The sequence below is a fragment of the Flavobacterium aquariorum genome (assembly GCF_003254745.1).
Taxonomy (GTDB): domain Bacteria; phylum Bacteroidota; class Bacteroidia; order Flavobacteriales; family Flavobacteriaceae; genus Flavobacterium; species Flavobacterium aquariorum.
Genome location: NZ_QKXH01000007.1, coordinates 244,350 through 269,151 on the forward strand (window position 1 = coordinate 244,350; position 24,802 = coordinate 269,151).

A 24,802-nucleotide genomic window follows, 5' to 3' on the forward strand; every position below is an offset into this window, starting at 1 on the left:
AATGAAAGAAAAACTCAAAAATATATTCAAAAAAGAAAACGACCCGTTGACTTCGGAGGAGAAATTAAAATTAATTGAAGCCTCTTCCAAATTGGTTGGACCGGGTGTATTTTATTCGACTATAATAGTAATAGCTTCTTTTTTACCTGTATTCCTGCTTACGGGAATGGAGGGTAAATTGTTTAGCCCATTAGCTTGGACAAAATCGTTTATACTAATTGTGGATGCTTTTTTTGCGATTACACTTACTCCTGTTCTGATTAGTTTTTTACTCAAAGGCAAACTTCGAACAGAGAACAAAAATCCAATAAACAGAAAATTAGAAAGCATTTACACACCGATTTTGACCCTTTGTTTAAAATGGAGAAAAACAGTTTTAGCGGCCAATATTGTGGCATTGTTAATAGGTGTATTAATGTTTACTCGTTTGGGATCCGAATTTATGCCTCCGCTCGACGAAGGTTCGATTTTGTTTATGCCTGTAACTTTGCCAGACGTTTCCAATTCTGAAGTGAAACGAATTTTGCAGGTTCAGGACCGATTGATAAAATCAATTCCAGAAGTGGCCCATGTTTTAGGAAAAGCTGGCAGAGCCAATACTGCAACAGATAACAGTCCCATAAGCATGATTGAAACCATTGTTTTGCTAAAACCACACAGCGAATGGAGAAACGGTAAAACGAAAGCGGATATCATAAATGAAATCAACAACAAATTGCAAATACCGGGTGTTACTAATGGCTTCACACAACCTATTATCAATCGTATCAATATGCTTTCAACGGGTATCAGAACTGATGTGGGAATAAAAATATACGGTGAAAGTTTGGACACCATTAATGCTTTATCACAAAAAATAAAAATGGCATTAGAAGGAACTTCGGGAGTAAAAGATTTGTACGCCGAACCCATTACGGGTGGAAAATACATTGATATTGTGCCCAAAAGAGAAGTCATTGGGCGATATGGACTATCTATTGATGATATTAATAACGTGGTGGAAGCTTCTATTGGTGGAATGAAACTCACCACAACCATCGAAGGAAGGCAGCGTTTTTCGGTTAATGCACGATATGCTCAAGAATACCGAAATAGCATTGAAGCCTTGAAAAAACTACTGGTACAAACGATGGAATTTGGTCCCATTCCATTAGAAAGTGTTGCCGATGTAAAAATAAGCGATGGTCCACCAATGATAAACAGCGAAAATGCAATGCTACGAGGTAGTGTATTGTTTAATGTTCGTGACCGAGATTTAGGAAGTACGGTCAAAGAAGCGCAGGCAAAACTGAATGAAATGATGACAAAAATGCCCAAAGGCTACTATGTGGAATGGAGTGGTCAATGGGAAAATCAAATCAGAGCCAACAAAACGCTGGGCATAATTCTGCCAATTGTTGTCGTGATTATTTTTCTCATTTTGTATTTCACGTATCGTTCCATGAAAGAGGCTTTGATTACAATGATAACCGTTCCGTTTGCGTTGATAGGAGGTGTTTTCATGGTCTATTTTTATGGAATCAATTTGTCGGTTGCTGTTGCTGTAGGCTTTATTGCTTTATTTGGTTTGGCTATAGAAACGGCAATGCTGATTACTATTTATTTGAATGAAGCTATGAATAAAATGGTCATTAAGCACGGTAATAGTTCTGAAGCAATTACTGAATCGATATTGAGAGAATATATTATTGAAGGTTCTGCCAAACGATTGCGCCCAAAATTGATGACTGTTTCTGTTTCATTATTTGGTCTGATTCCTATTCTTTGGGCAACGGGAACAGGTGCCGATGTGATGCTCCCAATCACTGTTCCGCTCATAGGAGGAACAATTACTTCAACGATTTATGTATTATTAGTAACCCCGGTTGTTTTTGAAATGGTGAAACTTCACGAATTAAGAACAAAAGGAAAAATTAGTCTCATAGATGCAAAACATTAAATATTATCTAGAAGTCGTAAGTGAAAAATCGAAAGGAGAAAGTCGAAAGTCACAAGTCGCTAGTTCTAAAGTTTCGAAACTATTTAGTTGTTTCATTTCTCTTTTTTACTTAAAAGATGAAAAGAATTATACTCAAAAATTCGATAGATTTTGGACTTTAAGACTTTTGACTTTTGCACTTTTGACTTTTTTAAATGGTAATGCCCAAACACTTACGTTGGACAATGTTTTGAGTACAATCAAAGCAAATAATCCACAATTAAAAATGTATGATGCCGACATTCAAAGTATGGATGCTTCGGCGAAAGGCGCCAGAAGTTGGATGGCACCGCTGGTAGAAACAGGTTTCTTTATGACTCCGTATAATTCCAATTTATGGAAAGCTGATGAAATGGGGTCGGGAATGGGGAATTATATGATAGGTGTTACCCAAATGATTCCGAATGTCTCTAAGTTAAATGCTAATGAAAATTTGATGAAAGCAATGTCTTCAGTCGAAAACGAAAATAAAAATTTCACTTTGAATCGATTAAATGCATTGGCCAAAACCTATTATTATGAATGGATAATCATTAAGAAAAAGACAAAAATAGCCCAAGATAATCTTCAGCTTTTGGAGTATATGATAAAAAGTATGGAAATACGCTATCAATACAATATGGATAAATTGCCGTCTTATTATAAGGCCAAATCCCAATATGCGACTTTGCAGAGTATGATTGTGATGTTGGAAAATGATGCGTCTCAGCGAAAATATATGCTTAACACCTTAATGGCTCGTGATAAAAACGTGGATTTTGAAATTGATTCCAATTATCAAATTAAGGATTTCAATTTCCTTGAAGCCGATTTGTCTTCCTATATCAATAACCGTAGTGATATCAAAGCTATTGATAAAACGAAGGAAATCAATAACTACAAAATTGAGGTCGAAAAAGTCGCAACGAGGCCGGAATTCGGCGTAAAATACGATCATATGTTTGCTTTTGGCAACCAGCCACAACAATTTTCATTGATGGGAATGATGACTATTCCGGTGTCTTGGTCAACCAAAATGAATAAAGCGAATATGGAAAGCTATCGCATCAAAAACGAAAGCTTGGACTGGCAAAAACAAATGATAGCCAACGAAGCAAGCGGAATGATAAAAGGAATGAATGCGGAGTTTTTGAACCTGAAAAAGCAATACCAAATTACACAGGACAACATTCTTCCGGCTTTAAAACGAAACTATGATACTGCCATTTTAGCTTGGCAAAACAACACCGGAGATTTATTTGTTGCACTAGAAGCTTGGGAAGCGATGAACATGACTCAAATTGATGCCTTGGATAAATTGAAATCGATTTTAACGGCGCAGGTAGAAATCGAAAAACAACTTGAAATTAATTAGTTATGAGTAAGTATGTAAAGTATAGTTTGATATGTACCGCAATTGCTATTATTGGTTTTGTGATCTATTTTTTTGCTGTAAAATCTGATAATCATGCGGAAATGGAACATCAAAATGAGGTTTACACTTGTTCGATGCATCCGCAAATCATAAAAGATAAACCGGGTAGTTGTCCTATTTGCGGAATGACTTTAGTAAAAAAAGTAACTGATGACCATTCCGAAATAAATGATTCTGTTGATGATCTTTTGAAACCTACCGATAAATTTGTTTTGGGTAAATATCAAACCATTACTGTAAAAGACACGCTTATCAGCAGTGAAATTAGTTTGCCTGGAACTGTCGTTTATGACCCAAATTCATCTGTGAATATTTCGGCGAGAATAAGTGGTCGAATTGAAAAAATGCACGTCAATTATAAATATCAAAAAGTCGTAAAAGGCCAAAAAATATTTGAAATATACAGTCCTGAATTATTGACCGAACAGCAAAATTTGATCTATTTGATTTCCAATGACAGTCAGAATACATCGATTATTAATTCGGCAAAACAGAAATTATTACTCTATGGAATGACAAATAATCAGATAAATGAATTGGCTTCCTCCAAGAAAGTGAATCCATTGATTGATATTTATAGTCCTGCTAACGGAATCATTATAGGAACAGAAAAGATGACTACTTCAAGTATATCTCCAATGTCGAATGCAAGTATCAATACAGAAACATTGGACGTAAAAGAAGGAAGTTATGTTAAAAAAGGAGAAGTTATTTTTAAGTTGATGAATACCAATAGAGTATGGGGCGTTTTCAATGTTTTACAAGGATACAACAGCCTTATCAAAATCAATCAATCTATCGATATTACTTCTGAATTGGATGAAAAGAATAGGATTTACGCAAAAATAAATTTTGTGGAAACACAATTAAATTCAACCGATAAAACCAATAAAATTCGAGTGTATATGGATAATGAAAAGTATAAATTACCCATAGGTGTAAGATTGCAAGGCATTGTACAATTAAATTCAACAAAGGGGATTTGGTTACAAAAACAGGCTTTGGTTAGCTTGGGTGAAAAAAAAATAGTTTTTGTAAAAATGGACGGTGGCTTCAAAGCTAAAGGAATACAAACCGGCATTGAAATGGGGGATTATATCCAAATTATTGGAGGTGTTTCTGAGGGGGATACAATTGCTAAAAATGCCCAATATTTAATAGATAGCGAAAGTTTTATTAAAACCGAATAAAGATTAAATACAAAGTATTCACGAATACAATTAAAATAAAAATGATGGGTAAGACATTAAAAATAAAAGCTTTACTATTGATACTGTTTACGGTAATGCTAGCCTGTAATTCCAAGAGTTCACAGCCGACAACTCGCGACTCACAACTCACAACTTTCTATACTTGCTCGATGGATCCTCAGATAAAAGAAGATAAGCCGGGTAAATGTCCCATTTGTCATATGCATTTAACCCCAGTAAAACAGGATAGTTCCGATCCAAACGAAATAAGTTTGAGTAAACAGCAAATCCGATTGGGCAATATTAGTACTCAGTCGATTGCAGCATCCCAAAGCAGTTTAAAACAAAGTTATATTGGGACTTTGACAATCAATCAAGAGAAAATCAATTCGGTTTCATCAAGAGCGATGGGGCGAATTGAAAAATTGTTTTTCAAGTCTGTTGGAGATTACGTTGCCAAAAACCAAGCCGTTTATGAATTGTACAGTGAGGATATCGCCATAGCCAAACAGGATTATTTGACAGCGCATAAGCAGCTGTCTATGCCAGGAGATTTTGGAAAAAACGCAAAAAATATGCTAGCCAGCGCGACGCAAAAACTTCTTTTTTACGGTCTTACCAATGCCCAAATTGAAAGCATTAAAACCAATAAAGATATTTCTCCAAAAACAGTTTTTTACAGCACTTATAGCGGAACAGTTTCAGAAATTATTGGCACCGAAGGAAGTTATGTGATGGAAGGAGGAGGCATAATAAAATTAGCTGATTTAAAAAGTCTTTGGTTGGAAACACAAGTAAACGTAAATTATGCCAAAACCGTAAAAAATGGTCAAAAAGCCAGTGTTACTTTTAATGATTTCCCAGATAAAAAAATTAATACGCAAGTTGCCTTTATCAATCCCGAAATCAATCCCGATACTCGATTGCTGTTGATCCGAATGGAAATACCGAATCAGGATTTGCAACTAAAACCAGGAATGCAGGCTGTTGTCAAATTAATCCAATCCAATGCAAAAGGAATTTTTCTTCCGATTGATGCCGTAATCCAGGACGAAAACGCTTCCTATATTTGGGTCGAAAAAAGACCAGGTGTATTTGAAAATGTTATGGTAGAAACAGGAATAGAGACCGATGGAATGATCGAAATCAAATCCGATTTAGATTTCTCAAAAAAAGTGGTGATTACGGGAGCTTATGCGATAAACAGCGAATATAAATTCCGAAAAGGAAGCGACCCAATGGCAGGAATGAAGATGTGAATGAACAGCAATAATTATAAAAAATTATAGAATTTGGTTTCTAATAATACCGTTTAAAAAGTTAAAATTTAACTTTATTTTATACTAAAAGAGACCTAATCTCCTTAATTTCGTTCCACTTAAAAATTATACATGAAAATAGCAATAGTTTGTTATCCAACATTTGGGGGAAGTGGCGTAGTTGCTACAGAATTGGGTCTAGAATTAGCTAGACGAGGTCACGAAATTCATTTTATAACCTATAGTCAACCAGTGCGTTTAGCATTGTTAAATCCTAATGTACACTATCACGAAGTAATCGTTCCAGAATATCCTTTATTCCATTTTCAACCTTATGAATTGGCTTTGTCCAGTAAATTAGTGGACATGGTCAAATTGTATAAAATTGAAGTATTGCATGTACATTATGCAATCCCTCACGCTTATGCAGGCTATATGGCCAAGCAAATGCTTAAGGATGAAGGAATTGATATTCCAATGGTAACCACACTTCACGGGACTGACATAACTTTGGTTGGGAACCACCCTTTTTACAAGCCCGCCGTAACTTTTAGCATCAATAAATCGGATTATGTGACTTCGGTTTCCCAAAGCTTAAAAGACGATACGCTTAAATTATTCAAAATAAAAAATGAAATTCAGGTGATTCCGAATTTTATCGAATTGGATAAAAATAAGTATGATCCAACAATTCCTTGCCAGCGCTCGGTTATGGCCAATCCGGATGAAAGAATAATTACACATATCAGTAATTTTAGAAAAGTGAAACGAATTCCGGATATCATTAAAATATTCTATAAAATTCAAAAAGAAATTCCTGCCAAATTAATGATGGTGGGGGATGGACCCGAAAAGGAAAAGGCCGAGAAAATGTGCCGAAAATTTGGCATTCAGGATAAAGTCATATTTTTTGGAAACAGCAATGAGATTGACCGCATTTTATGTCTTACGGATTTATTCCTTTTGCCCTCGGAAACCGAAAGTTTTGGACTTGCCGCTCTTGAAGCAATGGCCTGTGGAGTTCCTGTAATATCAAGTAATTCAGGAGGTTTGCCTGAAGTGAATATTGATGGAGTTTCGGGTTATTTGAGTGATGTTGGGGAAGTTAATGAAATGGCAGAAAATGCATTGAAAATATTAAAAGATGATTCAGTTCTCGATGAATTTAAAAAGAATGCGTTACATGTTGCCGAAACTTTTGACATTAAAAACATTCTCCCTATTTATGAAGCTTTGTATCTCAAGGCCATCAATAAATACAAATAAATTTTGAAAAGAAAGTCCATCTTTATTACAAATAATGATGGACTTTCTTTAGAATTTATATCGCATTGCCAAACCTGCATTGATTCCAAAATCATTTTTCTGGTAATTGTTAAAAACGAATTCCGGTCTTAAGTCTATGGCAACTTGAATAGGAATTTCTTTGAAGTTGTATTCAATGCCAACATCTCCATTGATTACTGCAAAAATACCATTATCACTTCCATAGCCATTATTGTAATTATCATTGGTATTCCAGGACCCTAATCCACCACCGAGGCCAGCAAACCAATCCAATTCCTTTTCAATATTCCAATACCATTGATAGATTCCGGATAGTTTTATGGCATCGGTATTATTATCATTGGAAAATCCCAAATCAAGTTCCAGTCGATTTTTTAAAGATAGTTTCTTCTGATACGAGATTTCAACTCCTAAACCATGATTATTTCCAAATCGCAATCCTATTGCATTTTTTGAAATGTTATCTTGTTTTGGGATACTGTCTTGCGCTTGGCTAGAAAATGCCAAACCTATTAGGAGATATAAGAAGTAGTAGCTTTTTTTCATTTGTCTATTTATTTTTTTGGTGTTAATAAACATACTTTCCATAAAAATACAAAAAATAACAAAGGTTGTGTTTAGTTATTTTTAAATCAGGTATTTATATTTTATTTTTAAATAATTAAAGTCTATTTTTATTTGAAATTGAAAATAATTAGGCAAAGTTTACACATCAAATATCAATTGCATTTTAAGAGTTTACATTTTGTTTACTCTGAAAAACAAGTGGATTTATATGGATATTGTATTGAATTATTGTGAAATATTACTAATTTATAATTTTTAGTTTAATTCATAAAACTTACATTTGCGTAAAATTTTTATACAATGGCAGGAAATAGCTACGGCACACTATATAGAATAACTACTTTTGGAGAATCGCATGGTGAAGCATTAGGTGGAATTATTGATGGTTGTCCTTCTGGAATTCAACTGGATTTGGAGGCAATTCAATTTGAAATGTCACGAAGAAAACCAGGTCAATCTGCGATAGTTACACAAAGAAAAGAACCTGATGATGTTCAATTTTTATCAGGAATTTTTGAAGGGAAAACTACAGGAACGCCTATCGGTTTTATTATTCCTAATACCAATCAAAAATCAGACGATTATTCCCATATCAAAGACAATTACAGGCCAAGTCATGCCGATTATGTCTATGAAAAAAAATATGGAGTTCGTGATTATCGCGGCGGTGGACGCAGTTCTGCGCGCGAAACAGCTAGTAGAGTAGTAGGAGGTGCAATCGCAAAGCAGATGCTATCTACTATTAAAATAAATGCTTATGTTTCGGCTGTAGGTCCTCTTTCTTTGGAAACGCCTTACAATGAATTGGATTTTTCTAAGATAGAAAGTAATCCTGTGCGTTGTCCGGATGAAGCGATGGCTGCGACAATGGAAGATTATATTAAGCAAATTCGCAAAGAGGGTGATACTGTTGGTGGTGTAGTTACTTGTGTAATTCAAAATGTACCTGTTGGACTTGGAGAGCCTGTTTTTGATAAATTGCATGCCGAACTAGGAAAAGCAATGCTTTCAATCAATGCGGTAAAAGGTTTCGAATTTGGAAGTGGTTTTGAAGGTTCTAAAATGAAAGGTAGTCAGCATAATGATTTATACAATCCAGATGGAACTACACAAACTAATCTTTCCGGAGGAATCCAAGGGGGAATAAGCAATGGAATGGATATTTATTTCCGCGTGGCTTTCAAACCGGTAGCAACAATAATGCAAAAACAAGAATCATTGGATAATAAAGGAAATATAACCGAAATGACAGGAAAAGGACGTCATGATCCTTGTGTTGTCCCTCGTGCAGTTCCTATTGTAGAAGCTATGGCGGCGATTGTTCTTGCCGATTTTTATCTTTTGAATAAAACATATTTATAATTGCAAAGCATGCCCAATATTTTGACGAGCTAAATATTGAGATTTAACCTTGAAATTAATTAAATGAGTACAATTACGACTAAAAAACCATCATTTTTAAATGGCCTTACTGGTCAGATTCTAATTGCAATGTTCTTAGGAGCTATATTAGGTGTTATCATTCATAACTCTACTACAGTCGAAACTGCACAAGAATTCAGCAACAAAATAAAAATGTTGGCTACCATTTTTATTAGACTGGTACAAATGATTATTGCACCATTAGTTTTTACAACTTTAGTGGTTGGAATTGCAAAATTAGGTGATGTAAAAACGGTCGGTAGAATTGGTGGAAAAGCCTTGGCTTGGTTCTTTACGGCTTCATTTATTTCATTATTGATCGGGATGTTATATGTGAATTTATTGCAACCGGGTGTTGGTTTAAATTTATCTAATGTTGATTTGGCTTCAGCTACAGATGTTACGGCAAAAACTCAAAATTTGTCTTTTGAAAATTTTATAGAACATATTGTTCCCAAAAGTATTTTCGAAGCAATGGCTACAAATGAAATTTTGCAGATTGTTATATTTTCTATATTCTTCGGATTGGCGGCGGCATCAGTTGGGGATCATGCAAAACCAGTAACCGACTTTTTGGATAGAACTTCGCATATTGTTTTAAAAATGGTGAATTTTGTAATGAAATTTGCTCCAATAGGCGTTTTTGGTGCTATTGCAGGAGTATTTGCTGTTCGCGATTTTCAGGAACTGGCAATTACTTATTTTAAATTCTTCGGTTCATTTTTAATCGGTATTGGTACGCTTTGGGTAGTATTAATTTTTGTGGGGGTACTTTTTCTGGGAAAAAGAATAAAAATATTGTTGAAACATATTGTGAGTCCATTGATTATTGCTTTTAGTACTACAAGTTCTGAGGCTGTTTTTCCAAAGCTTACAGAAGAATTGGAAAGATTTGGTGTTAAAGATAAAATAGTGTCTTTTATGTTGCCATTGGGTTATTCGTTCAATCTGGATGGGAGTATGATGTATATGACATTTGCTGCAATTTTTATTGCGCAAGCCTATGGAGTACATTTGGATTATCCTACTCAATTCACAATGCTTTTTGTACTTATGCTTACTAGTAAAGGGATTGCTGGAGTTCCTAGAGCAAGTTTGGTAGTAGTTGCAGCTACTTGTGGAATGTTTAAAATACCAATTGAAGGGATTGCTCTAATTCTACCTATAGATCATTTTTGTGACATGTTTAGAAGTGCTACAAATGTTTTGGGTAATGCTTTGGCGACTTCCGTAGTTGGAAAATGGGAAGATGAAAAAGAGGGTAAATAAAATAGTTAAATTTTAATTCCTTTTTTATTTGATTCAAGTATAAGGAAGAGAAATATAATTTGTTACAAAAAAGCAGTTACAACTCAAATGTAACTGCTTTTTTGTTTATTGATATTAATGTTATATTTATAAAATATTCTGAATTAAAATATATTTTATCTACAGATTATGATGTATATTTGAATAAATAACTGTTATTTATGCCCCAAATAAGAATAGTTTTATTAATTATTTTGTGGTTTAGTTTTTTAGGTAATGCATTTGGACAAACGCAATTACCAACCAAAAAAGTAATTGATAAATTAACAAATCAAGCTACTAAGCTACGCGAATCTGGTAATTTTGAAAAATCTCTGTTGATTTCAAGGTTGGCTTTGCGCAAAGCTTTAGCTATACATGACAATGTTCTTATTGCCGAAAATTATAATAATGTTGCTGCTAATTATAATGATTTAGTTGAATTTGACAAGGCTATTTTTTACTACAACAAAGCCTTGATTTATGCCAATCTTACTCAAAATGATACTGTTAAACAAAGGATTAATAATAATCTTGGAAATATGTATTGCTTTGAAAAAAAGAAATATGAAAAAGGAGTAGTTTATTATAGGAAGGCACTAGAATACAGCAAAAAAATATCCGATTCCTCTCAAATGGCTTTTACTAATCTCAATATTACCTGGGCTTTTTTTGATATTGGTAAGTTTCAAGAAGGTGAAGCGAGTTTGAAAATGATTAATGCCTATTATAAAAGACACAATAATAATTCGATTATTGTGGTATTAAATATGCTTAACGGCATGTACTGTAATTATAAAAATGAAGATACAAAAGCTGATTTTTATTTTGCAGAGGCTATTAGGCTTGGGAAAAAACTAAATGAAAAGTCGGATTTGTCATTTTCTCATTTGGAGTTTTCTAAATTTTTATTGAAACGAAAGGATTATAAAAGAGCATATGAGAACCTGGATATTTACACTAAACTAAATGATGAGATTTATGCCGAAGAAAAATTGGAAAAGGCAAATGTAGAAGGGATTAATTTTGAATTGGATGAATATAAAAGAACCATTGATAAAATTGAAAATGAAAAAGATTTGCAATTTCAAAGTTTGAAAAAATCAAGAATCATTGTTTTACTTTTTATTATCGCAATTTTTGTTTTGTTGCTCTTCCTGAATTCGCTGATTAAAAATAATAAGTTTCGATTAAAATCAAATGCCGATTTGATGATTGCCAATGAGGAGTTGATTATAGCTAATAAAAAAGCAGAAGAATCATCTATTCTAAAGACGCAATTCGTTTCTACGATAAGCCACGAATTGCGAACTCCATTGTATGGAGTTGTTGGTATTACTGATTTATTATTGGAAGAACATAAAGAGCTTGCTGCAAGTCCACATTTAAATTCCTTAAAATTTTCTGCGCGCTATTTGTTGTCTTTGGTTAATGATATTTTGCAGATTAATAAAATTGAAGAAAATAAAATTGTATTGGATAGTTTAACATTTAATTTGGCGGATGAATTTTATATGATAAAAAATTCATTGTCTTTTATTGCCAAAAAAAACAACAATAAAGTATATATAGATGTCGATCCGTTAATTCCGGAAAGTTTAATAGGAGATAAATTAAGATTTGCTCAGATTCTTATGAATTTAGTTAGCAATGCCTTGAAATTCACTAAAAATGGAGAAGTAAATATAATTGCCAAACAAATTGAAATTCGTGACAAAATACATTCGATAGAGATCAAAATTAAAGACAATGGAATTGGTATTGATCCCTTAAATCAAGAAAAAATATTTGATAAATTTGTTCAAGTAGGAAGAAAAGAATTAGATTATCAAGGAACAGGTTTAGGTTTGCCAATAGTTAAAAGATTATTGGAACTTTTTGGTAGTGAGATCGTTGTTGAAAGTGAATTAGGAAAAGGGACAGCTTTTAGTTTTCTTATCAGTTTTGAATATAATGAAGATAAAACTATCGATATTATAAATAATATTCAGGTAGATTTGACGTCTAGTCAAGTATTTAAAGTGCTAGTTGTTGAGGATAATCCTATCAATCAATTGATTACAAAGAAAACCATCGAGAAAAACAATTACTCTTGTGTGGTAGTGGAAGATGGATTTAAAGCTTTGGACATTTTGGAAAAACAAGAATTTGATATTATTCTAATGGATATTAACATGCCCTTGATGAATGGATTTGAAACTTCAAGAAGAATAAGACAGAGAGATATAGAAACTCCGATAATAGCCTTGACAGCCTTCGATAAAAATGAAATTACGGATGAAGCTATTATGGCTGGAATAAATGATATTATCGTAAAACCTTTTGAAGTAGTCCAGCTATTTAAAATTATTAATTGTCTCATTTTGAAAACAAAAAGCGTTGTTTGATATCAACGCTTTTTTTATTTTGGATTTCCCCTTGTTTACTTAATGGCAATTGATTTCAATGCTTTTGTATGACCAGGTTTTTTAGCAATAACAACGTCAAGAATACCATCTTTGTAGGTGGCTTCAATTTTGTTTTCGTCAGCATAATCTGGAAGATTAAAGGATCTGTAAAAAGATTGGTAATTGAATTCTTTTCGAACATAATCATCTTTTTTGCTGCTTTCTTTTTTTTCTTCTTTTTCAGCAGAAATGATCAACATGTTGTTGTCGACTTCAATTTTAAAATCATCTTTTTTTAAACCAGGAGCAGCTAGTTCAATTTCCAGTTTTGTATCAGTTTCTTTTAAGTTAACCGATGGTAAATTAACCCCGATAGCCGAAATACTTCTATCTGCCCAATCAGAAATATCTCTGGAAAAAAAATCTTCAAATAAAGGGTTAACTAACTTGCTCACAACTGAGGGGAACATACCGTCTCCTCTTTTAATTAATGTGTCCATAATTTGATTTTTTAAGAGTTAAAAATAAATATCAAATTTAATTAAAAAACCAAGTTATTATCCTGATATTTATCATGTTAACATATAAAAAAAACACATTTAACTTTACATTAAAATGTGTTTTTTTACAATTTTGTAATGTAATTAAAATATCTTAATACCAACGTTTTTTATTTTGTTTAGAGCCGGTTGATTTCCTTGATTTATGTGCACCACCACTGCGGTTTGAGTTTTTTTGAGTACCCGGCGCTTCAGTCGTACTTCCTGAATGCCAAGGATAAGGATGGTCATTTATGGTCTTTACATCTACTTTGATTAATTTTTGAATGTCTTTCCAGTAGTCTTTTTCATCTTTACTACAAAAAGAAATTGCAATTCCGCCATTTCCTGCACGACCGGTTCTTCCGATACGGTGAACGTATGTTTCTGGTATGTTAGGCAAATCAAAATTGATAACAAAAGGTAATTGATCAATATCAATACCGCGAGCTGCAATGTCAGTGGCCACAAGAACGCCTATTTCTTTATTCTTGAATGCATCAAGAACACGTTGTCTGGCATTTTGGGATTTGTCACCGTGTATGGCTTCGGCAGAAATGTCTTTTTTTCTCAATGCTTTTACCACATTGTCTGCTCCGTGTTTTGTTCTTGAAAAAACAAGGACATTTGATAAGTTTTCATTTTTTATCAGATGGTACAAAAGGTTTCTTTTTTCTGTTTTTTCGACAAAATAAACACGTTGTTCAACATTTTCGGCTGTAGACGAAACAGGAGATACCGTCACTGTTTCAGGTTCTGTAAGAAACATTTCTGCTAATTCCCTGATTGCGATTGGCATTGTTGCCGAAAATAAAAGTGTCTGTCTGTTTTTTGGCGTTAGCTTTACAATTTTTTTGACATCATTGACAAAGCCCATGTCAAGCATTTGATCGGCTTCATCCAGTACTAGGGTGTGTAAGTGGTCTAAATCAATAAAACCTTGCTTGTGCAGGTCCAATAAACGTCCTGGAGTTGCAATTAAGATGTCGACTCCGTCTTTTAAAGCATCAACTTGTGGATTTTGAGAAACACCTCCAAAGAGTGTCAATTGAGTCAAATTGGTATATTTGCCATAGGTATCAAAACTTTGTCCAATCTGAACAGCTAATTCTCTTGTAGGCGTAACGACAAGTGCACGAATTAATTTTGCTTTTTTTGATGACCCTACGATTCGGTGTAATTGATGTATAATTGGTATTGCAAAAGCTGCTGTTTTTCCTGTCCCTGTTTGTGCACAGCCAACCAAATCTCTCCCTGCTAATACTACTGGAATAGATTGCTCTTGGATAGGTGTTGCTTGTGTATAGCCTTCTTCAAATACGGCTCTTTGGATACTTTTTGAAAGTGATAAATCTTCGAATAACATATTTTTTGTATTAAATATCCTGTATTAAGTACATAGATAAGTGTACAAAGATAGTGTTATTATTTTTGATGCCTATCAATTTTGAATTTCGGTAATGCTCATGTAAAATTTATAATACAATAGAATTTTGTGCTTTCATAAAATCGGTTACTAAATAACCTATCAGTTTTCCAATTAAATGATTGTTTTTGTCTTCGCCTAAGTCGGGGGCTCCTTCACAAATATGTAAATAAGTTGCATTTCTATTTTTTCCGAAAAAGGAAACAAATTGACGTAGTTCTTCAATTGAAAAACCACTTAAAGTCATCGCACTACTTGCAATATTGGGGATGGCATCTAAATCAATTTCGATTCCAAATGGGTCATTTTTAATAAAATCAAGTGCAGTTATCATTTCTTGACCAAAGTTTTTTTCTTTTCTGATATTAACACTATCATAAGTGTTATAACGAACTCTATCTTCAATTTTTTTTATAATGTCCAAAACACTTTTTGAAGTATAATTTTCATGTAGGCCAAAAATGAAATATTTTTTTAAAAAACCTTCTTCAAAGGCATATGAGAAACCGTTTCCGCTATGACGTCCCTCCAAAATTCTAAAATCGGAGTGGGCATCAAAATTGATGGCATTTATAGCTTTTCCTTTTGCAAGTGCTGCACCTTTAATATTTCCGTATGCATTGTTATGTCCCCCACCAATAACAATTGGGATTTTACCGCATTGTATTATTTTGCAAATTATATGGGAAACTTCTTTGTCAATTTTTTCAACCAATTGACTTAATTTAGAACGGTCATCGATATCATTGAAATCTAGATTTTCAACTTCTTTCATTTCTTGTTTTACATCCAGCTGACCTAAAGCAATAATTTGGTTGCCTTTTGAAAAACGATTGTGTTGTATATTGGCTATACTTTTAATGGCACTTTCCCATGCTGATGCCGTTCCTGGTCTTCCATAATTAGCTCTTACACCAATGTCTTCCGGAATTCCAAATAAGACAAATTTTGCTTCACTTGATTTTATAAAATCTATAGGGTCAGTGTTCTTTGGAATTGTAAGTATTTTTTCGCCAAATTTAATTTCACCACTTCGATGATTAGTGATTTTTGCTAGGTCGTTAATACTGAGTATAATAAGTTTTTCCATAAAAAATATATTTTCCAAAAATAATATAATTGTGTTAAGTTGCGTTATATATATTATTAAATTTGTAAAAAACAATTATATTTTAACATGGAAAATCAAAAAAACAATTCAAGTCTAAAAGCTGTCATAGCAGTTTTAGCTATTTTATTAGTAGGGAGTTTAGTTTATATTTTTAAAATGTCTTCTGAAGTTGATGCTGTTCATACCGAAGTTGTAAAAGTTGGTTCTGAAAAAGAATCGGTTATGAAAGATTTACAAGATCTAAAAGCGACTTATGACGCCGCTATTGCAGAAAATACCTCTATGTCTGAGGAATTAATTCAAGAAAGGGATAAAGTCGTTAATTTAATGGATGAACTTAAAAAATCTAATGGTGATTTATCAAAATATAAAAGCCAAGTTCGTACTATGCAAGCTCACATGAGTGAATTGATGAAAGAAAATGAAGGTTTGAAAAAACAAAACGTGACTTTGACAAACCAACGTGATAGTACAGTTGTTGTTCTAGGTCAGGCACAAAAATTTAATGAAGTTTTAGTTGGACAAAATGAAGAATTAGCAAAAACAGTTGATAAAGGATCTAAATTATCTGTTTTAAACCTTCAAACTGCAGCTTATAAATTAAAAAGTTCTGGTAAAGAAATCGCAACAGATAAAGCAAGTAGAGCAGATGTTCTTAAAATTAGTTTTACTATCGCTGAAAATTCTATCGCAAAATCAGGAGACAAAGATTATTATGTACAAGTTATTGATAGTAAAAATAATGTTTTAGGAGATGCTAAAACGATTACTTTTGGGGATAAAACATTATCATATAGTTTTGTTTCTAGTGTTAAATATGAAAACAAAACTGTTCAAGTATCTCAGGATTTAGCTGGAAAAGATTTTGCAAAAGGAATGTATTCTGTAAATGTTTTCGATAAGGATCAATTGGTTTCTTCGACTAATTTCTCTTTAAGATAATAAGTCTGATTTAAAAAAAAAAAAAAGGAACGATATTCAGATTAAATATCGTTCCTTTTTTATTTTTAAGATTTCTAAAAATAATTATTAAATAATTTTACCGTCAAGTATTACTTTATCAATTAGATTGCTACCAAAAGCATATGGCAATTGATAATATGAAGGTATCGCTTTTGTAATGATTAAATTGGCTTTCTTGCCTTTGGTAATACTTCCATGGGTTTTGGAAATTCCCATAGCATACGCACCGTTTAAGGTTGCAGCATTTATGGCTTCTTCAGGAGTCATTTTCATTTTGATACAAGCTGTCGCAACTACAAAATTCATATTTCCAGATGGAGTGGAACCAGGATTATAATCGGTTGCAAGAGCCAAAGGAAGTCCGGCTGAAATCATTTCGCGAGCCGGTGTGTAAGGAATACTTAAAAAATAGGAGCAAGAAGGCAAAGCTACTGGCATTGTTTCAGTATTTTTTAAGGATTCTATGTCTTCTGGTTTCATTATTTCAAGGTGATCTACCGAAAGGGCTTTGTATTTTACACCAGCTTGAATTCCGCCAATAGAATTGAATTGGTTCACATGAATTTTTGGTTTTAAGCCAAATTGAATTCCCGCTTCCATAATTTGTTCGGTTTCTTTGACTGAAAAGTAGCCTGTTTCACAAAAGACATCAATAAAATCGGCCAATTTGTTTTTGGCAATTTCAGGAATCATTTCGTTAATAATACAATCTATATATCCTTTTTTATTGTCTTTAAAAGCAGAAGGGAAAGCGTGAGCGCCAAGAAAAGTTGTTTTTATGGTTATCGGATAGTTTTGTGATAATTGTTGAATTACACGTAGCATTTTGAGTTCTCCTTCAACGGTGAGACCGTAACCAGATTTGATTTCTACAGCTCCGGTTCCCAATTGCATTACTTCTTCTAGACGTGCTTTCGATTGTATATAAATTTCTTCTGCGGAAGTTTCATTGAGTTTTTTTGCTGAATTTAAGATTCCGCCGCCTCGATTGGCAATCTCCTCATAAGTCATTCCATTGATGCGATCCACAAATTCCTGCTCGCGATTACCTGCGTATACAATATGCGTATGGCTGTCGCACCAAGACGGTAGAATCATTTTACCCGTTGCATCAATAGTAGTATCTACGGTGATTTTGGGTAAATCAGTCATAGTCCCGAAATCAGCAATCAAATCATCTTTGATAAGCAAAAAAGCGTTTTTGAGTGTTGGCAAAATAGCCATCTCCGCTCCAGATACTTTTAAAATGGAATTTTCGCGAACTTGAAGCAGCTCTTTAATATTAACTATTAATGTTGTCATTTATATTTATTCAGAAACTGTTATTTCAAACATTTTGTTCCAATTCTTACCAGTAACAAAAATGGTTTTAGTTTTTGGATTATATGCGATTCCATTTAAGGAATCATCAAGAGTTGTTTGGGTTAATTTTCTTAAACCTGACATATCCAAAATTCCTGTAACAGCTCCAGTGTTTGGATTTACCACTGCAATGGCGTCTTTTGTCCAAACATTGGTGTAAATTTTATCATCGATCCATTCCAATTCATTGATGGCTTTTATTTTGGAATCGCCAGAATATACATTGATATAATCAATCATTTTTTGGGTTTTTGGATCCATTTTCCAAATTTTTTCTGTTTTATCAGTTTGGTAAATATAAGTTCCATCATTTGTCATTCCCCAACCTTCAATGTCCTTGTCATAAGTGAAGGTTTTTTCTAATTTTAGTGTTTTAGCATCGTATATAAAACCTGTTTTTTCTTGCCAAGTCAATTGGTATAATTTACCGTTTATAAAGGTTATTCCCTCGCCAAAATATTTAGAGTCTAAATCAATTTGCTTAAAAATCTTGCCTGTTTTATAGTCGTATTTTCTTAAAAAAGATTTGCAGCTTATTCCTGAACTACTAGTGCCAGAACCTGTACTCTCATATAATGTATCATTGTGAAATTCTAAACCTTCGGTAAACGATGCAGCATCATGTGGATAAGTATTTATAATTTTATATTTTAATAATTTCGGTGTTATGTTAGAAACCAATTCTATTCTTGTGGTCGCTTCAGAGTTCTCACCACCAAAATAAACTAAAGCTTTAAGATTTTGGTAACCCAGTTTTTGATCTTTCAAATTGAAATTTAGTTTCTCATTTCCTTTTTTGAAGCCTACTTTTTTATCATTTACAAAATAGACAATACTGTCAATTTCTTTTGAATTTGGGTTTAAAATACCCAACGAAATAACATCATCAATGGTATAATGTGCCTTATAATTGGAATTATCGAAAGTAAATATAGAATTTTCACCATTTTTTGTGTTTCCGCAATTTGCTAAAATGATTCCTAAGAAAATGATAAATAGGAAGTTATAGTTTTTCATAGTTTTGATATTTTAAAAAGCCAATATACAACGATAATTTTAAGAGGCAAAGCCCTTGCAAAAATATAAAAAGATTGTATATTTGCACCGGCAAGTCCTACACGACCAGCTCCTGCAGACTCCCCCAGGATGGGAACATAGCAAGGGTACGTGGTTGAGCGGTGCGATGTAGATCGCTTGCCATTTTTTTTAAATTTCATATTCTTTAAGAATTATACAAAAGTAGTCTTCCTTCGGGGAGATTTTTTTATTTTTACCCAGTTCCATTTTTACAAGATAGAAAAAAGAATAAAGAAAACTGGGAATCGTCATTTAAAGTAACTCATAATTGAAAACTTATCACAATGAATAAAGTAGTATTAATTACTGGAGCTTCTTCTGGAATAGGGAAGTCCATCGGGGAATTTTTGCATCATAAAGGTTTTGTAGTGTATGGAACAAGTAGAAATCCGGAGCATGTGCTTAATTCGGTTTTTCCTTTAATTTCTTTGGATGTTAGAAATGAGGATTCCATTCGCTTGGCTGTTGATAAAGTTATAGCAGCTTCAGGGAAACTAGATGTTGTGATTAATAATGCAGGTGTTGGTATAACAGGTCCTTTGGAAGAAATTCCGATGGTGGAAATTAAAAATAATTTTGAGACCAATTTTTTTGGTCCAATCGGAGTAATGAAAGCTGTTTTACCACAAATGCGTTTGCAGCAATCAGGATTAATTATTAATATTACTTCAATTGCGGGGTATATGGGTTTGCCTTACCGTAGTATTTATTCAGCTTCAAAAGGAGCTTTGGAATTAATTACCGAAGCATTACGTATGGAGGTAAAGTCTTTTGGAATTCAAATTACCAATATTGCTCCCGGTGATTTTGCGACCAATATTGCTGCTGGTCGTTTTCATGTACCAGTAGTAAAAGGCTCGGCCTATGAGATTCCTTACGGGAATAATCTTAAAACTATTGATGATCATGTGGATAATGGAGGTAATCCAAATGAAATGGCTGAAGCAGTTTATGGAATTATTCAAAATTTAAATCCAAAAATTCACTATAAAGTTGGAGCTTTTATGCAAAAGTTTTCTATTGTGCTAAAGAGAATTCTTCCCGATAGGGTCTATGAAAAAATGCTTATGAATCATTATAAACTTTAAGAGTTTTAAATGAGTAAGTGATGATAATTTGATTTTTGATTTTTTTGAAATTGAAATTGCTTTTGAAATTACCATTGTTATTGATATTGATTTCGTAATTTTGCACCGAATTTTTTAAACACACAATTAAATATAAATATATTATGAAATTTTTTATTGATACAGCTAATTTAGCTCAGATTAAAGAGGCGCAGGCATTAGGTGTTTTGGATGGAGTTACCACTAATCCATCTTTGATGGCTAAAGAGGGAATTACAGGAAAAAACAATATTTTAAAACATTATGTTGATATCTGTAATTTGGTTGAAGGAGATGTAAGTGCGGAAGTGAATGCGTTGGATTACGACGGAATGATTAAAGAAGGTGAAGAATTAGCTGATTTACACGATCAAATCGTTGTTAAATTGCCAATGACTAAAGAAGGTGTGATGGCTGCTAAATATTTTTCTGATAAAGGGATTAAAACCAATGTTACTTTAGTGTTCTCAGCAGGTCAAGCTTTATTGGCTGCTAAAGCTGGGGCAACTTATGTTTCTCCATTTATAGGCCGTTTGGATGATATTTCTACAGATGGTTTGGCTTTGATTGAAGAGATTAGAGAAATCTACGATAACTATGGTTACGAAACACAAATTTTGGCTGCTTCTGTACGTCACACTATGCATATCGTAAACTGCGCAAAAATTGGTGCCGATGTAATGACAGGACCATTATCTGCAATTTACGGTTTATTGAAGCACCCATTAACCGATATCGGTTTGGCACAATTTGTTGCTGATTTCGAGAAAGGAAATAAATAATAAAAGTATTCAGTTTTCAGGTTGCACAATGCAGTTTGGAACGATAATATATAGAAGTCTCGTTTCACTTGAAACGGGATTTTTTTGTTTCTGTTTAAAATGGTAAAAAAATCAATATTTGAATCTATGTTCAAATGAAAATCATATATGAAATTCTCAGCGATTTGAATTTTATAAAAAATCCCATTCTAGTTTTTATTAGAATGGGATTTTTATTTGCATTTATTTTACTGAATACTGCAATCTGAAAACTGGATACTCTTAATGTCCACCAGATACTTTTTTGTCAAAATCAATTCCGTGTGCTTTTAAAATGCCACTTACTTTCCAAGCATAAAATGCCAAATAAGCGAAACAAACAATACCAACGATATAGCTGCTTTGTATTCCAACAAAATCAGCAATTTTGCCTTGGAATACACTTACAAAACCACCACCCATAATCATCATAATTAGGAAACTACTTCCTTGGCTCGTGTGTTTACCTAAGCCGCTTACTGCCAAAGTAAAGATACAAGGCCATAATGTACTGCAAAATAAACCTACACTTGTAAATGCATATACACTAATCATTCCGCTGGTTGTAATACCGATTGCTGTAGCTATAATTCCTAAACATGAAAAGATAAGAAGCATTCTGGCTGGATTTCCTTTACTAGCCATGTCTGCCCCGATTAATACTAAAATTACTAGTCCGTAGATATAAAAAGGTGTTAAATCGTGATTTGCCATTGCATTTACTGCTAAAAATACTCCAAATGCTAAATAAGGTGCTAGAAATCTCAATATTTTTAGTAAGCTCATATTTTCTGTAAAAGCTTCAACTGCTCCAGTCCAACGACCAATCATTAAACTTGCCCAATATAAAGATATGTATGGTGCAACATCCTTGGTTAAAAAGCCTAATTTACTTTCCATGTAAGCAGGTAAATTACTAGCTGTTGATACTTCAACACCAACATATAAAAATATAGCGATCATCCCCATTACTAATTGTGGATATTGCAAGGCTGATGTTTTTACCGATATTTTATCATTAGAATCATCTTCTTCAATTAATTCTGGTCGCTCTGGCAATGATGAGAATTTTAATAAAATAGCAACTAGCAAAAATGCAAATCCCAACACCAAGTAAGGAATTTTAACACTTTCAATACTTGCGTTAGTGTTACCACTCGCGCTTGAACCAAAAATTGCAAAACTAACAATTAATGGACCAATAGTGGTTCCGAAATTATTTACTCCACCAGCTAAAGTTAAACGTTGTGAACCTGTTTTAATTGGACCTAAGGCAATTGCCAATGGATTTGCTACTGTTTGTTGCAGTGAAAAGCCCAATCCAACAATAAAAAGCCCAGCAAGCATTAATGCAAAAGAACCTGTATTGGCAGCAGGATAAAACAAAAGTGTACCCAAAGCAGATATAAGTAATCCTAATGATAATCCGTTTTTGTATCCAATTTTGTTTACTAAATCCTCTTTTATCAAAACGGAAATTCCCATATAAATAAGGGAACCAACTGTATAGGCAATATAGAAAGCAAAAGCTACTAATTGACTTTCACCTTGTGTTAAATCAAACGCTTTTTTGAAAACTGGGATAAGAATATCGTTACTTGCAGCAACAAATCCCCAAAAGAAGAATACGATTACTAAGGGGATAAATTGTCCCCATTTGGTTTGTGAATTTTCTGAACTCATAATTTTTAAAAATTTAATTTTTTTGGTTATTATTTATTTTTTGATGCTGCAAGACTGTAAATATATTTGTTAAGAATTTCAAAAAAAAATTTTATTATATAAAGTTTTGCACTTTTATATAAACAACATTATTTCGTCAACAAATGGCGATTTTATTACTTTTTATTGAGTTATTATCTAGCTTATGTGCAGAAATTATTCCAAGATTTTACTTTTAACTTCTTTACTGTAATTTCGACCGATAGGAATTGTATAAGATGAAATTTGTATTCTATTACCTTCAATCGATTTAACTTTATTCAAAGCGATAGTATAGGATTTATGAATACGCATAAATCGATCAGTTGGCAATTCTTCGGTTAATGAAGTTAATGATTTGTGGGTGATATATGTTTTTTCAGGTGTGACAACCTTGATGTATTCTTTCATCCCTTCGACGAAAAGAATTTCATCAATATTAATTTTTACCATTTTTTTATCGACTTTGATAAAAATATGTGGTTCAATTCGATGGTTTTCAATTTTGATATTATTTTTTAAATTGTATTCTGCTTCAATTTTGTGAATACATTTTATAAATCGTGGTAAGGGAATGGGTTTTACTAAATAATCCAGTACTTCCAAGTCATAACTTTCGGCCGCAAATTCTCTGAAAGCCGTTGTAATGACGATCCGGGTTTTGTTTTCAAGCAAACTGATTAATTCAAAACCAGTCATCATGGGCATATTGATATCTAAAAATACTGCATCAACACTATTTGAATTTATAAATTCGAGTCCTTCTAATGAATTATTAAATGTACCGATAATCTCAAAGTCTGAAAAATTTTCAAAATAATTGAGCAATACTTTAATAGCTAAAGGTTCATCGTCAATTATTACACATTTAATCTTCATTATCTAAAGGTATTTGTATTTTTATTATATAAAAATTGAATTTTATCATTTGGTTTATGATAAAATTATTTTTGTAAATTAGTTTTAATCTTTTTTTAGTATTGGACAAACCAATTCCTTTTTTGGTTTTTAACGGAGGTGAAATTACGAAATTATTTATTATTTCAAATTCAAGGCTTGAATTCACAATTCTAAAATTAATTTTTATTTTGAGTTTTTCATTGTTGGCGCCTCCATGTTTAAAAGCATTTTCTAGTAGTGAAATAAAGAGTAATGGAGGAACTTTTATATTATCAATATCGGATTCAAGATTTATGGCAACTTCTACATTTTCAAATCGTAATTTTTCAATTTCGACATAATTTTGCATGTAATCAATTTCTTTTATCAAAGGCACGAATTTAGTGTCATTTATATCATACAATACATATTCCATTAAATTGGAAAGTTTTATGATAACATCTGGAACTTTGTCCGAAGACTCTAATGAAAGCGCATACAGATTATTCAAAGTGTTAAAAAAGAAGTGTGGCTGAATCTGGTTTTTTAAATATTTTAATTTTATTTTATTTTGATTTTCCATTATTGCTTTGTTGCGATCCCTTTCCCTAAGCCAGGTCAGCATCAAATAGATAGAAGATGCAATTGCAAGCACATATATTTCCCCGATAGTAACGGCAACTATATGGTTGATTTCAAATGGTCTGTAATCTCTATTGGCTTCAGGCCAAATATTTTTTGAAATTATATAATATGTCATCACTGTTTTTAATAAGTATACGACAGCTAAGCTTGCTAATAGAGAAATGGTATATTTAATATATTTTGATTTTAATACATATCTAGGTATGAGTACTAATAAATTGAAATATACAAAAGGTATGTGAAGTGCATATTCTAATAGATTAGACTTGAAGGAATACTTATAATCATTGAAGTAAGCTCCCCAACGCAAAAAGTTAAGAAAAAACCAAATTCCCCAGAACCATACATGGTTTATGAGTTTAATCTCAAAGCTTATTTTTTTCATTTATTACGGTTATATGC

At 32.8% G+C, this 24,802-nt stretch carries 20 protein-coding genes and 1 other RNA gene; 12 read left to right on the forward strand and 9 right to left on the reverse strand.

The genetic code is table 11. The features are described 5' to 3' along the window. Nucleotide 1 precedes the first annotated feature (1 nt). The 5 genes from DOS84_RS19400 (at nucleotide 2) to bshA (ending at nucleotide 7,107) form a co-directional block, all read left to right on the forward strand. A complete protein-coding gene (locus DOS84_RS19400) occupies nucleotides 2-1,939 on the forward strand; it encodes an efflux RND transporter permease subunit (protein WP_111410463.1) in 1,938 nt (645 codons plus the stop codon). Continuing rightward, on the forward strand, nucleotides 1,926-3,332 hold the full coding sequence (locus DOS84_RS12560) for a TolC family protein (RefSeq protein ID WP_111410464.1): 1,407 nt from the start codon (nucleotides 1,926-1,928) through the stop codon (nucleotides 3,330-3,332). The genes DOS84_RS19400 and DOS84_RS12560 overlap by 14 nt, the downstream gene beginning before the upstream one ends. Nucleotides 3,333-3,334: 2 nt before the next feature. Continuing rightward, complete coding sequence (locus DOS84_RS12565) at nucleotides 3,335-4,582, forward strand: heavy metal-binding domain-containing protein (protein ID WP_111410465.1); 1,248 nt, start codon at nucleotides 3,335-3,337, stop codon at nucleotides 4,580-4,582. A gap of 44 nt (nucleotides 4,583-4,626) precedes the next feature. Next, nucleotides 4,627-5,841, forward strand: a complete 1,215-nt coding sequence (locus tag DOS84_RS12570; protein WP_111410509.1) for an efflux RND transporter periplasmic adaptor subunit — start codon at nucleotides 4,627-4,629, stop codon at nucleotides 5,839-5,841. 132 nt (nucleotides 5,842-5,973) lie between these two features. Next, nucleotides 5,974-7,107, forward strand: a complete 1,134-nt coding sequence (gene bshA / locus DOS84_RS12575) for an N-acetyl-alpha-D-glucosaminyl L-malate synthase BshA (RefSeq protein WP_111410466.1) — start codon at nucleotides 5,974-5,976, stop codon at nucleotides 7,105-7,107. 48 nt (nucleotides 7,108-7,155) lie between these two features. Here the strand turns inward: bshA and DOS84_RS12580 are convergent, their stop codons facing one another. Then, the gene (locus tag DOS84_RS12580) at nucleotides 7,156-7,674 is read right to left on the reverse strand and encodes a hypothetical protein (RefSeq protein WP_111410510.1); all 519 of its coding nucleotides are present in this window, start codon (nucleotides 7,672-7,674) and stop codon (nucleotides 7,156-7,158) included. Nucleotides 7,675-7,995: 321 nt separating this feature from the next. Here DOS84_RS12580 and aroC point away from each other — a divergent pair, with 321 nt between their 5' ends. The 3 genes from aroC (at nucleotide 7,996) to DOS84_RS12595 (ending at nucleotide 12,791) form a co-directional block, all read left to right on the forward strand. Beyond that, nucleotides 7,996-9,057 carry a chorismate synthase gene (aroC, locus tag DOS84_RS12585; protein WP_111410467.1) on the forward strand — a complete coding sequence of 354 codons (1,062 nt, stop codon included), beginning with the start codon at nucleotides 7,996-7,998 and terminating at the stop codon, nucleotides 9,055-9,057. 63 nt (nucleotides 9,058-9,120) lie between these two features. Continuing rightward, nucleotides 9,121-10,386, forward strand: coding sequence for a dicarboxylate/amino acid:cation symporter (locus tag DOS84_RS12590; protein ID WP_111410468.1), 1,266 nt, complete (start codon nucleotides 9,121-9,123; stop codon nucleotides 10,384-10,386). Nucleotides 10,387-10,586: 200 nt separating this feature from the next. Beyond that, nucleotides 10,587-12,791: a response regulator gene (locus tag DOS84_RS12595; RefSeq protein WP_111410469.1), complete on the forward strand. Its 2,205-nt coding sequence runs from the start codon at nucleotides 10,587-10,589 to the stop codon at nucleotides 12,789-12,791. Between the two features lie 35 nt (nucleotides 12,792-12,826). On the opposite strand, the gene DOS84_RS12600 is transcribed toward DOS84_RS12595, so the two are convergent. The 3 genes from DOS84_RS12600 to DOS84_RS12610 all read right to left on the reverse strand — a co-directional run bounded on the left by DOS84_RS12600 (nucleotide 12,827) and on the right by DOS84_RS12610 (nucleotide 15,846). Beyond that, a complete protein-coding gene (locus tag DOS84_RS12600; protein ID WP_207802059.1) occupies nucleotides 12,827-13,291 on the reverse strand; it encodes an Hsp20/alpha crystallin family protein in 465 nt (154 codons plus the stop codon). Nucleotides 13,292-13,445: 154 nt separating this feature from the next. Continuing rightward, complete coding sequence (locus DOS84_RS12605) at nucleotides 13,446-14,696, reverse strand: DEAD/DEAH box helicase (RefSeq protein WP_111410470.1); 1,251 nt, start codon at nucleotides 14,694-14,696, stop codon at nucleotides 13,446-13,448. Between the two features lie 109 nt (nucleotides 14,697-14,805). Next, on the reverse strand, nucleotides 14,806-15,846 hold the full coding sequence (locus DOS84_RS12610) for a formimidoylglutamase (RefSeq protein ID WP_111410471.1): 1,041 nt from the start codon (nucleotides 15,844-15,846) through the stop codon (nucleotides 14,806-14,808). Nucleotides 15,847-15,933: 87 nt separating this feature from the next. Here DOS84_RS12610 and DOS84_RS12615 point away from each other — a divergent pair, with 87 nt between their 5' ends. Beyond that, entirely contained in the window at nucleotides 15,934-16,809 is an 876-nt protein-coding gene (locus tag DOS84_RS12615) for a hypothetical protein (protein ID WP_111410472.1), read from the forward strand. 87 nt (nucleotides 16,810-16,896) lie between these two features. Here the strand turns inward: DOS84_RS12615 and hutI are convergent, their stop codons facing one another. Continuing rightward, complete coding sequence (gene hutI, locus DOS84_RS12620; RefSeq protein ID WP_111410473.1) at nucleotides 16,897-18,132, reverse strand: imidazolonepropionase; 1,236 nt, start codon at nucleotides 18,130-18,132, stop codon at nucleotides 16,897-16,899. 6 nt (nucleotides 18,133-18,138) lie between these two features. Beyond that, nucleotides 18,139-19,209, reverse strand: coding sequence for a glutaminyl-peptide cyclotransferase (locus tag DOS84_RS12625; RefSeq protein WP_111410474.1), 1,071 nt, complete (start codon nucleotides 19,207-19,209; stop codon nucleotides 18,139-18,141). A gap of 88 nt (nucleotides 19,210-19,297) precedes the next feature. On the opposite strand from DOS84_RS12625, the gene ffs reads away from it, so the two are divergent. The 3 genes from ffs (at nucleotide 19,298) to fsa (ending at nucleotide 21,157) form a co-directional block, all read left to right on the forward strand. Further along, an RNA gene (gene ffs / locus DOS84_RS12630) (signal recognition particle sRNA small type) lies at nucleotides 19,298-19,395 on the forward strand. Nucleotides 19,396-19,553: 158 nt separating this feature from the next. Beyond that, complete coding sequence (locus DOS84_RS12635; protein ID WP_111410475.1) at nucleotides 19,554-20,357, forward strand: SDR family oxidoreductase; 804 nt, start codon at nucleotides 19,554-19,556, stop codon at nucleotides 20,355-20,357. 143 nt (nucleotides 20,358-20,500) lie between these two features. Then, complete coding sequence (gene fsa / locus DOS84_RS12640) at nucleotides 20,501-21,157, forward strand: fructose-6-phosphate aldolase (protein ID WP_111410476.1); 657 nt, start codon at nucleotides 20,501-20,503, stop codon at nucleotides 21,155-21,157. A 261-nt stretch (nucleotides 21,158-21,418) separates the two neighbouring features. On the opposite strand, the gene DOS84_RS12645 is transcribed toward fsa, so the two are convergent. The 3 genes from DOS84_RS12645 to DOS84_RS12655 form a co-directional block, all read right to left on the reverse strand. Beyond that, nucleotides 21,419-22,858 carry an MFS transporter gene (locus DOS84_RS12645; protein WP_111410477.1) on the reverse strand — a complete coding sequence of 480 codons (1,440 nt, stop codon included), beginning with the start codon at nucleotides 22,856-22,858 and terminating at the stop codon, nucleotides 21,419-21,421. Between the two features lie 195 nt (nucleotides 22,859-23,053). Further along, on the reverse strand, nucleotides 23,054-23,755 hold the full coding sequence (locus DOS84_RS12650) for a LytR/AlgR family response regulator transcription factor (protein ID WP_111410478.1): 702 nt from the start codon (nucleotides 23,753-23,755) through the stop codon (nucleotides 23,054-23,056). Beyond that, complete coding sequence (locus DOS84_RS12655) at nucleotides 23,745-24,785, reverse strand: sensor histidine kinase (RefSeq protein ID WP_111410479.1); 1,041 nt, start codon at nucleotides 24,783-24,785, stop codon at nucleotides 23,745-23,747. Before DOS84_RS12655 ends, DOS84_RS12650 begins: the two co-directional genes overlap by 11 nt. Nucleotides 24,786-24,802 lie beyond the last annotated feature (17 nt).

Bases quoted from the DNA above. Each gene is read 5' to 3' on its own strand.
- DOS84_RS19400 (WP_111410463.1), top strand. From the start codon at position 2: ATGAAAGAAAAACTCAAAAATATATTCAAAAAAGAAAACGACCCGTTG.
- DOS84_RS12560 (WP_111410464.1), top strand. From the start codon at position 1,926: ATGCAAAACATTAAATATTATCTAGAAGTCGTAAGTGAAAAATCGAAA.
- DOS84_RS12565 (WP_111410465.1), top strand. From the start codon at position 3,335: ATGAGTAAGTATGTAAAGTATAGTTTGATATGTACCGCAATTGCTATT.
- DOS84_RS12570 (WP_111410509.1), top strand. From the start codon at position 4,627: ATGGGTAAGACATTAAAAATAAAAGCTTTACTATTGATACTGTTTACG.
- bshA (WP_111410466.1), top strand. From the start codon at position 5,974: ATGAAAATAGCAATAGTTTGTTATCCAACATTTGGGGGAAGTGGCGTA.
- DOS84_RS12580 (WP_111410510.1), bottom strand. From the start codon at position 7,674: ATGAAAAAAAGCTACTACTTCTTATATCTCCTAATAGGTTTGGCATTT.
- aroC (WP_111410467.1), top strand. From the start codon at position 7,996: ATGGCAGGAAATAGCTACGGCACACTATATAGAATAACTACTTTTGGA.
- DOS84_RS12590 (WP_111410468.1), top strand. From the start codon at position 9,121: ATGAGTACAATTACGACTAAAAAACCATCATTTTTAAATGGCCTTACT.
- DOS84_RS12595 (WP_111410469.1), top strand. From the start codon at position 10,587: ATGCCCCAAATAAGAATAGTTTTATTAATTATTTTGTGGTTTAGTTTT.
- DOS84_RS12600 (WP_207802059.1), bottom strand. From the start codon at position 13,291: ATGGACACATTAATTAAAAGAGGAGACGGTATGTTCCCCTCAGTTGTG.
- DOS84_RS12605 (WP_111410470.1), bottom strand. From the start codon at position 14,696: ATGTTATTCGAAGATTTATCACTTTCAAAAAGTATCCAAAGAGCCGTA.
- DOS84_RS12610 (WP_111410471.1), bottom strand. From the start codon at position 15,846: ATGGAAAAACTTATTATACTCAGTATTAACGACCTAGCAAAAATCACT.
- DOS84_RS12615 (WP_111410472.1), top strand. From the start codon at position 15,934: ATGGAAAATCAAAAAAACAATTCAAGTCTAAAAGCTGTCATAGCAGTT.
- hutI (WP_111410473.1), bottom strand. From the start codon at position 18,132: ATGACAACATTAATAGTTAATATTAAAGAGCTGCTTCAAGTTCGCGAA.
- DOS84_RS12625 (WP_111410474.1), bottom strand. From the start codon at position 19,209: ATGAAAAACTATAACTTCCTATTTATCATTTTCTTAGGAATCATTTTA.
- DOS84_RS12635 (WP_111410475.1), top strand. From the start codon at position 19,554: ATGAATAAAGTAGTATTAATTACTGGAGCTTCTTCTGGAATAGGGAAG.
- fsa (WP_111410476.1), top strand. From the start codon at position 20,501: ATGAAATTTTTTATTGATACAGCTAATTTAGCTCAGATTAAAGAGGCG.
- DOS84_RS12645 (WP_111410477.1), bottom strand. From the start codon at position 22,858: ATGAGTTCAGAAAATTCACAAACCAAATGGGGACAATTTATCCCCTTA.
- DOS84_RS12650 (WP_111410478.1), bottom strand. From the start codon at position 23,755: ATGAAGATTAAATGTGTAATAATTGACGATGAACCTTTAGCTATTAAA.
- DOS84_RS12655 (WP_111410479.1), bottom strand. From the start codon at position 24,785: ATGAAAAAAATAAGCTTTGAGATTAAACTCATAAACCATGTATGGTTC.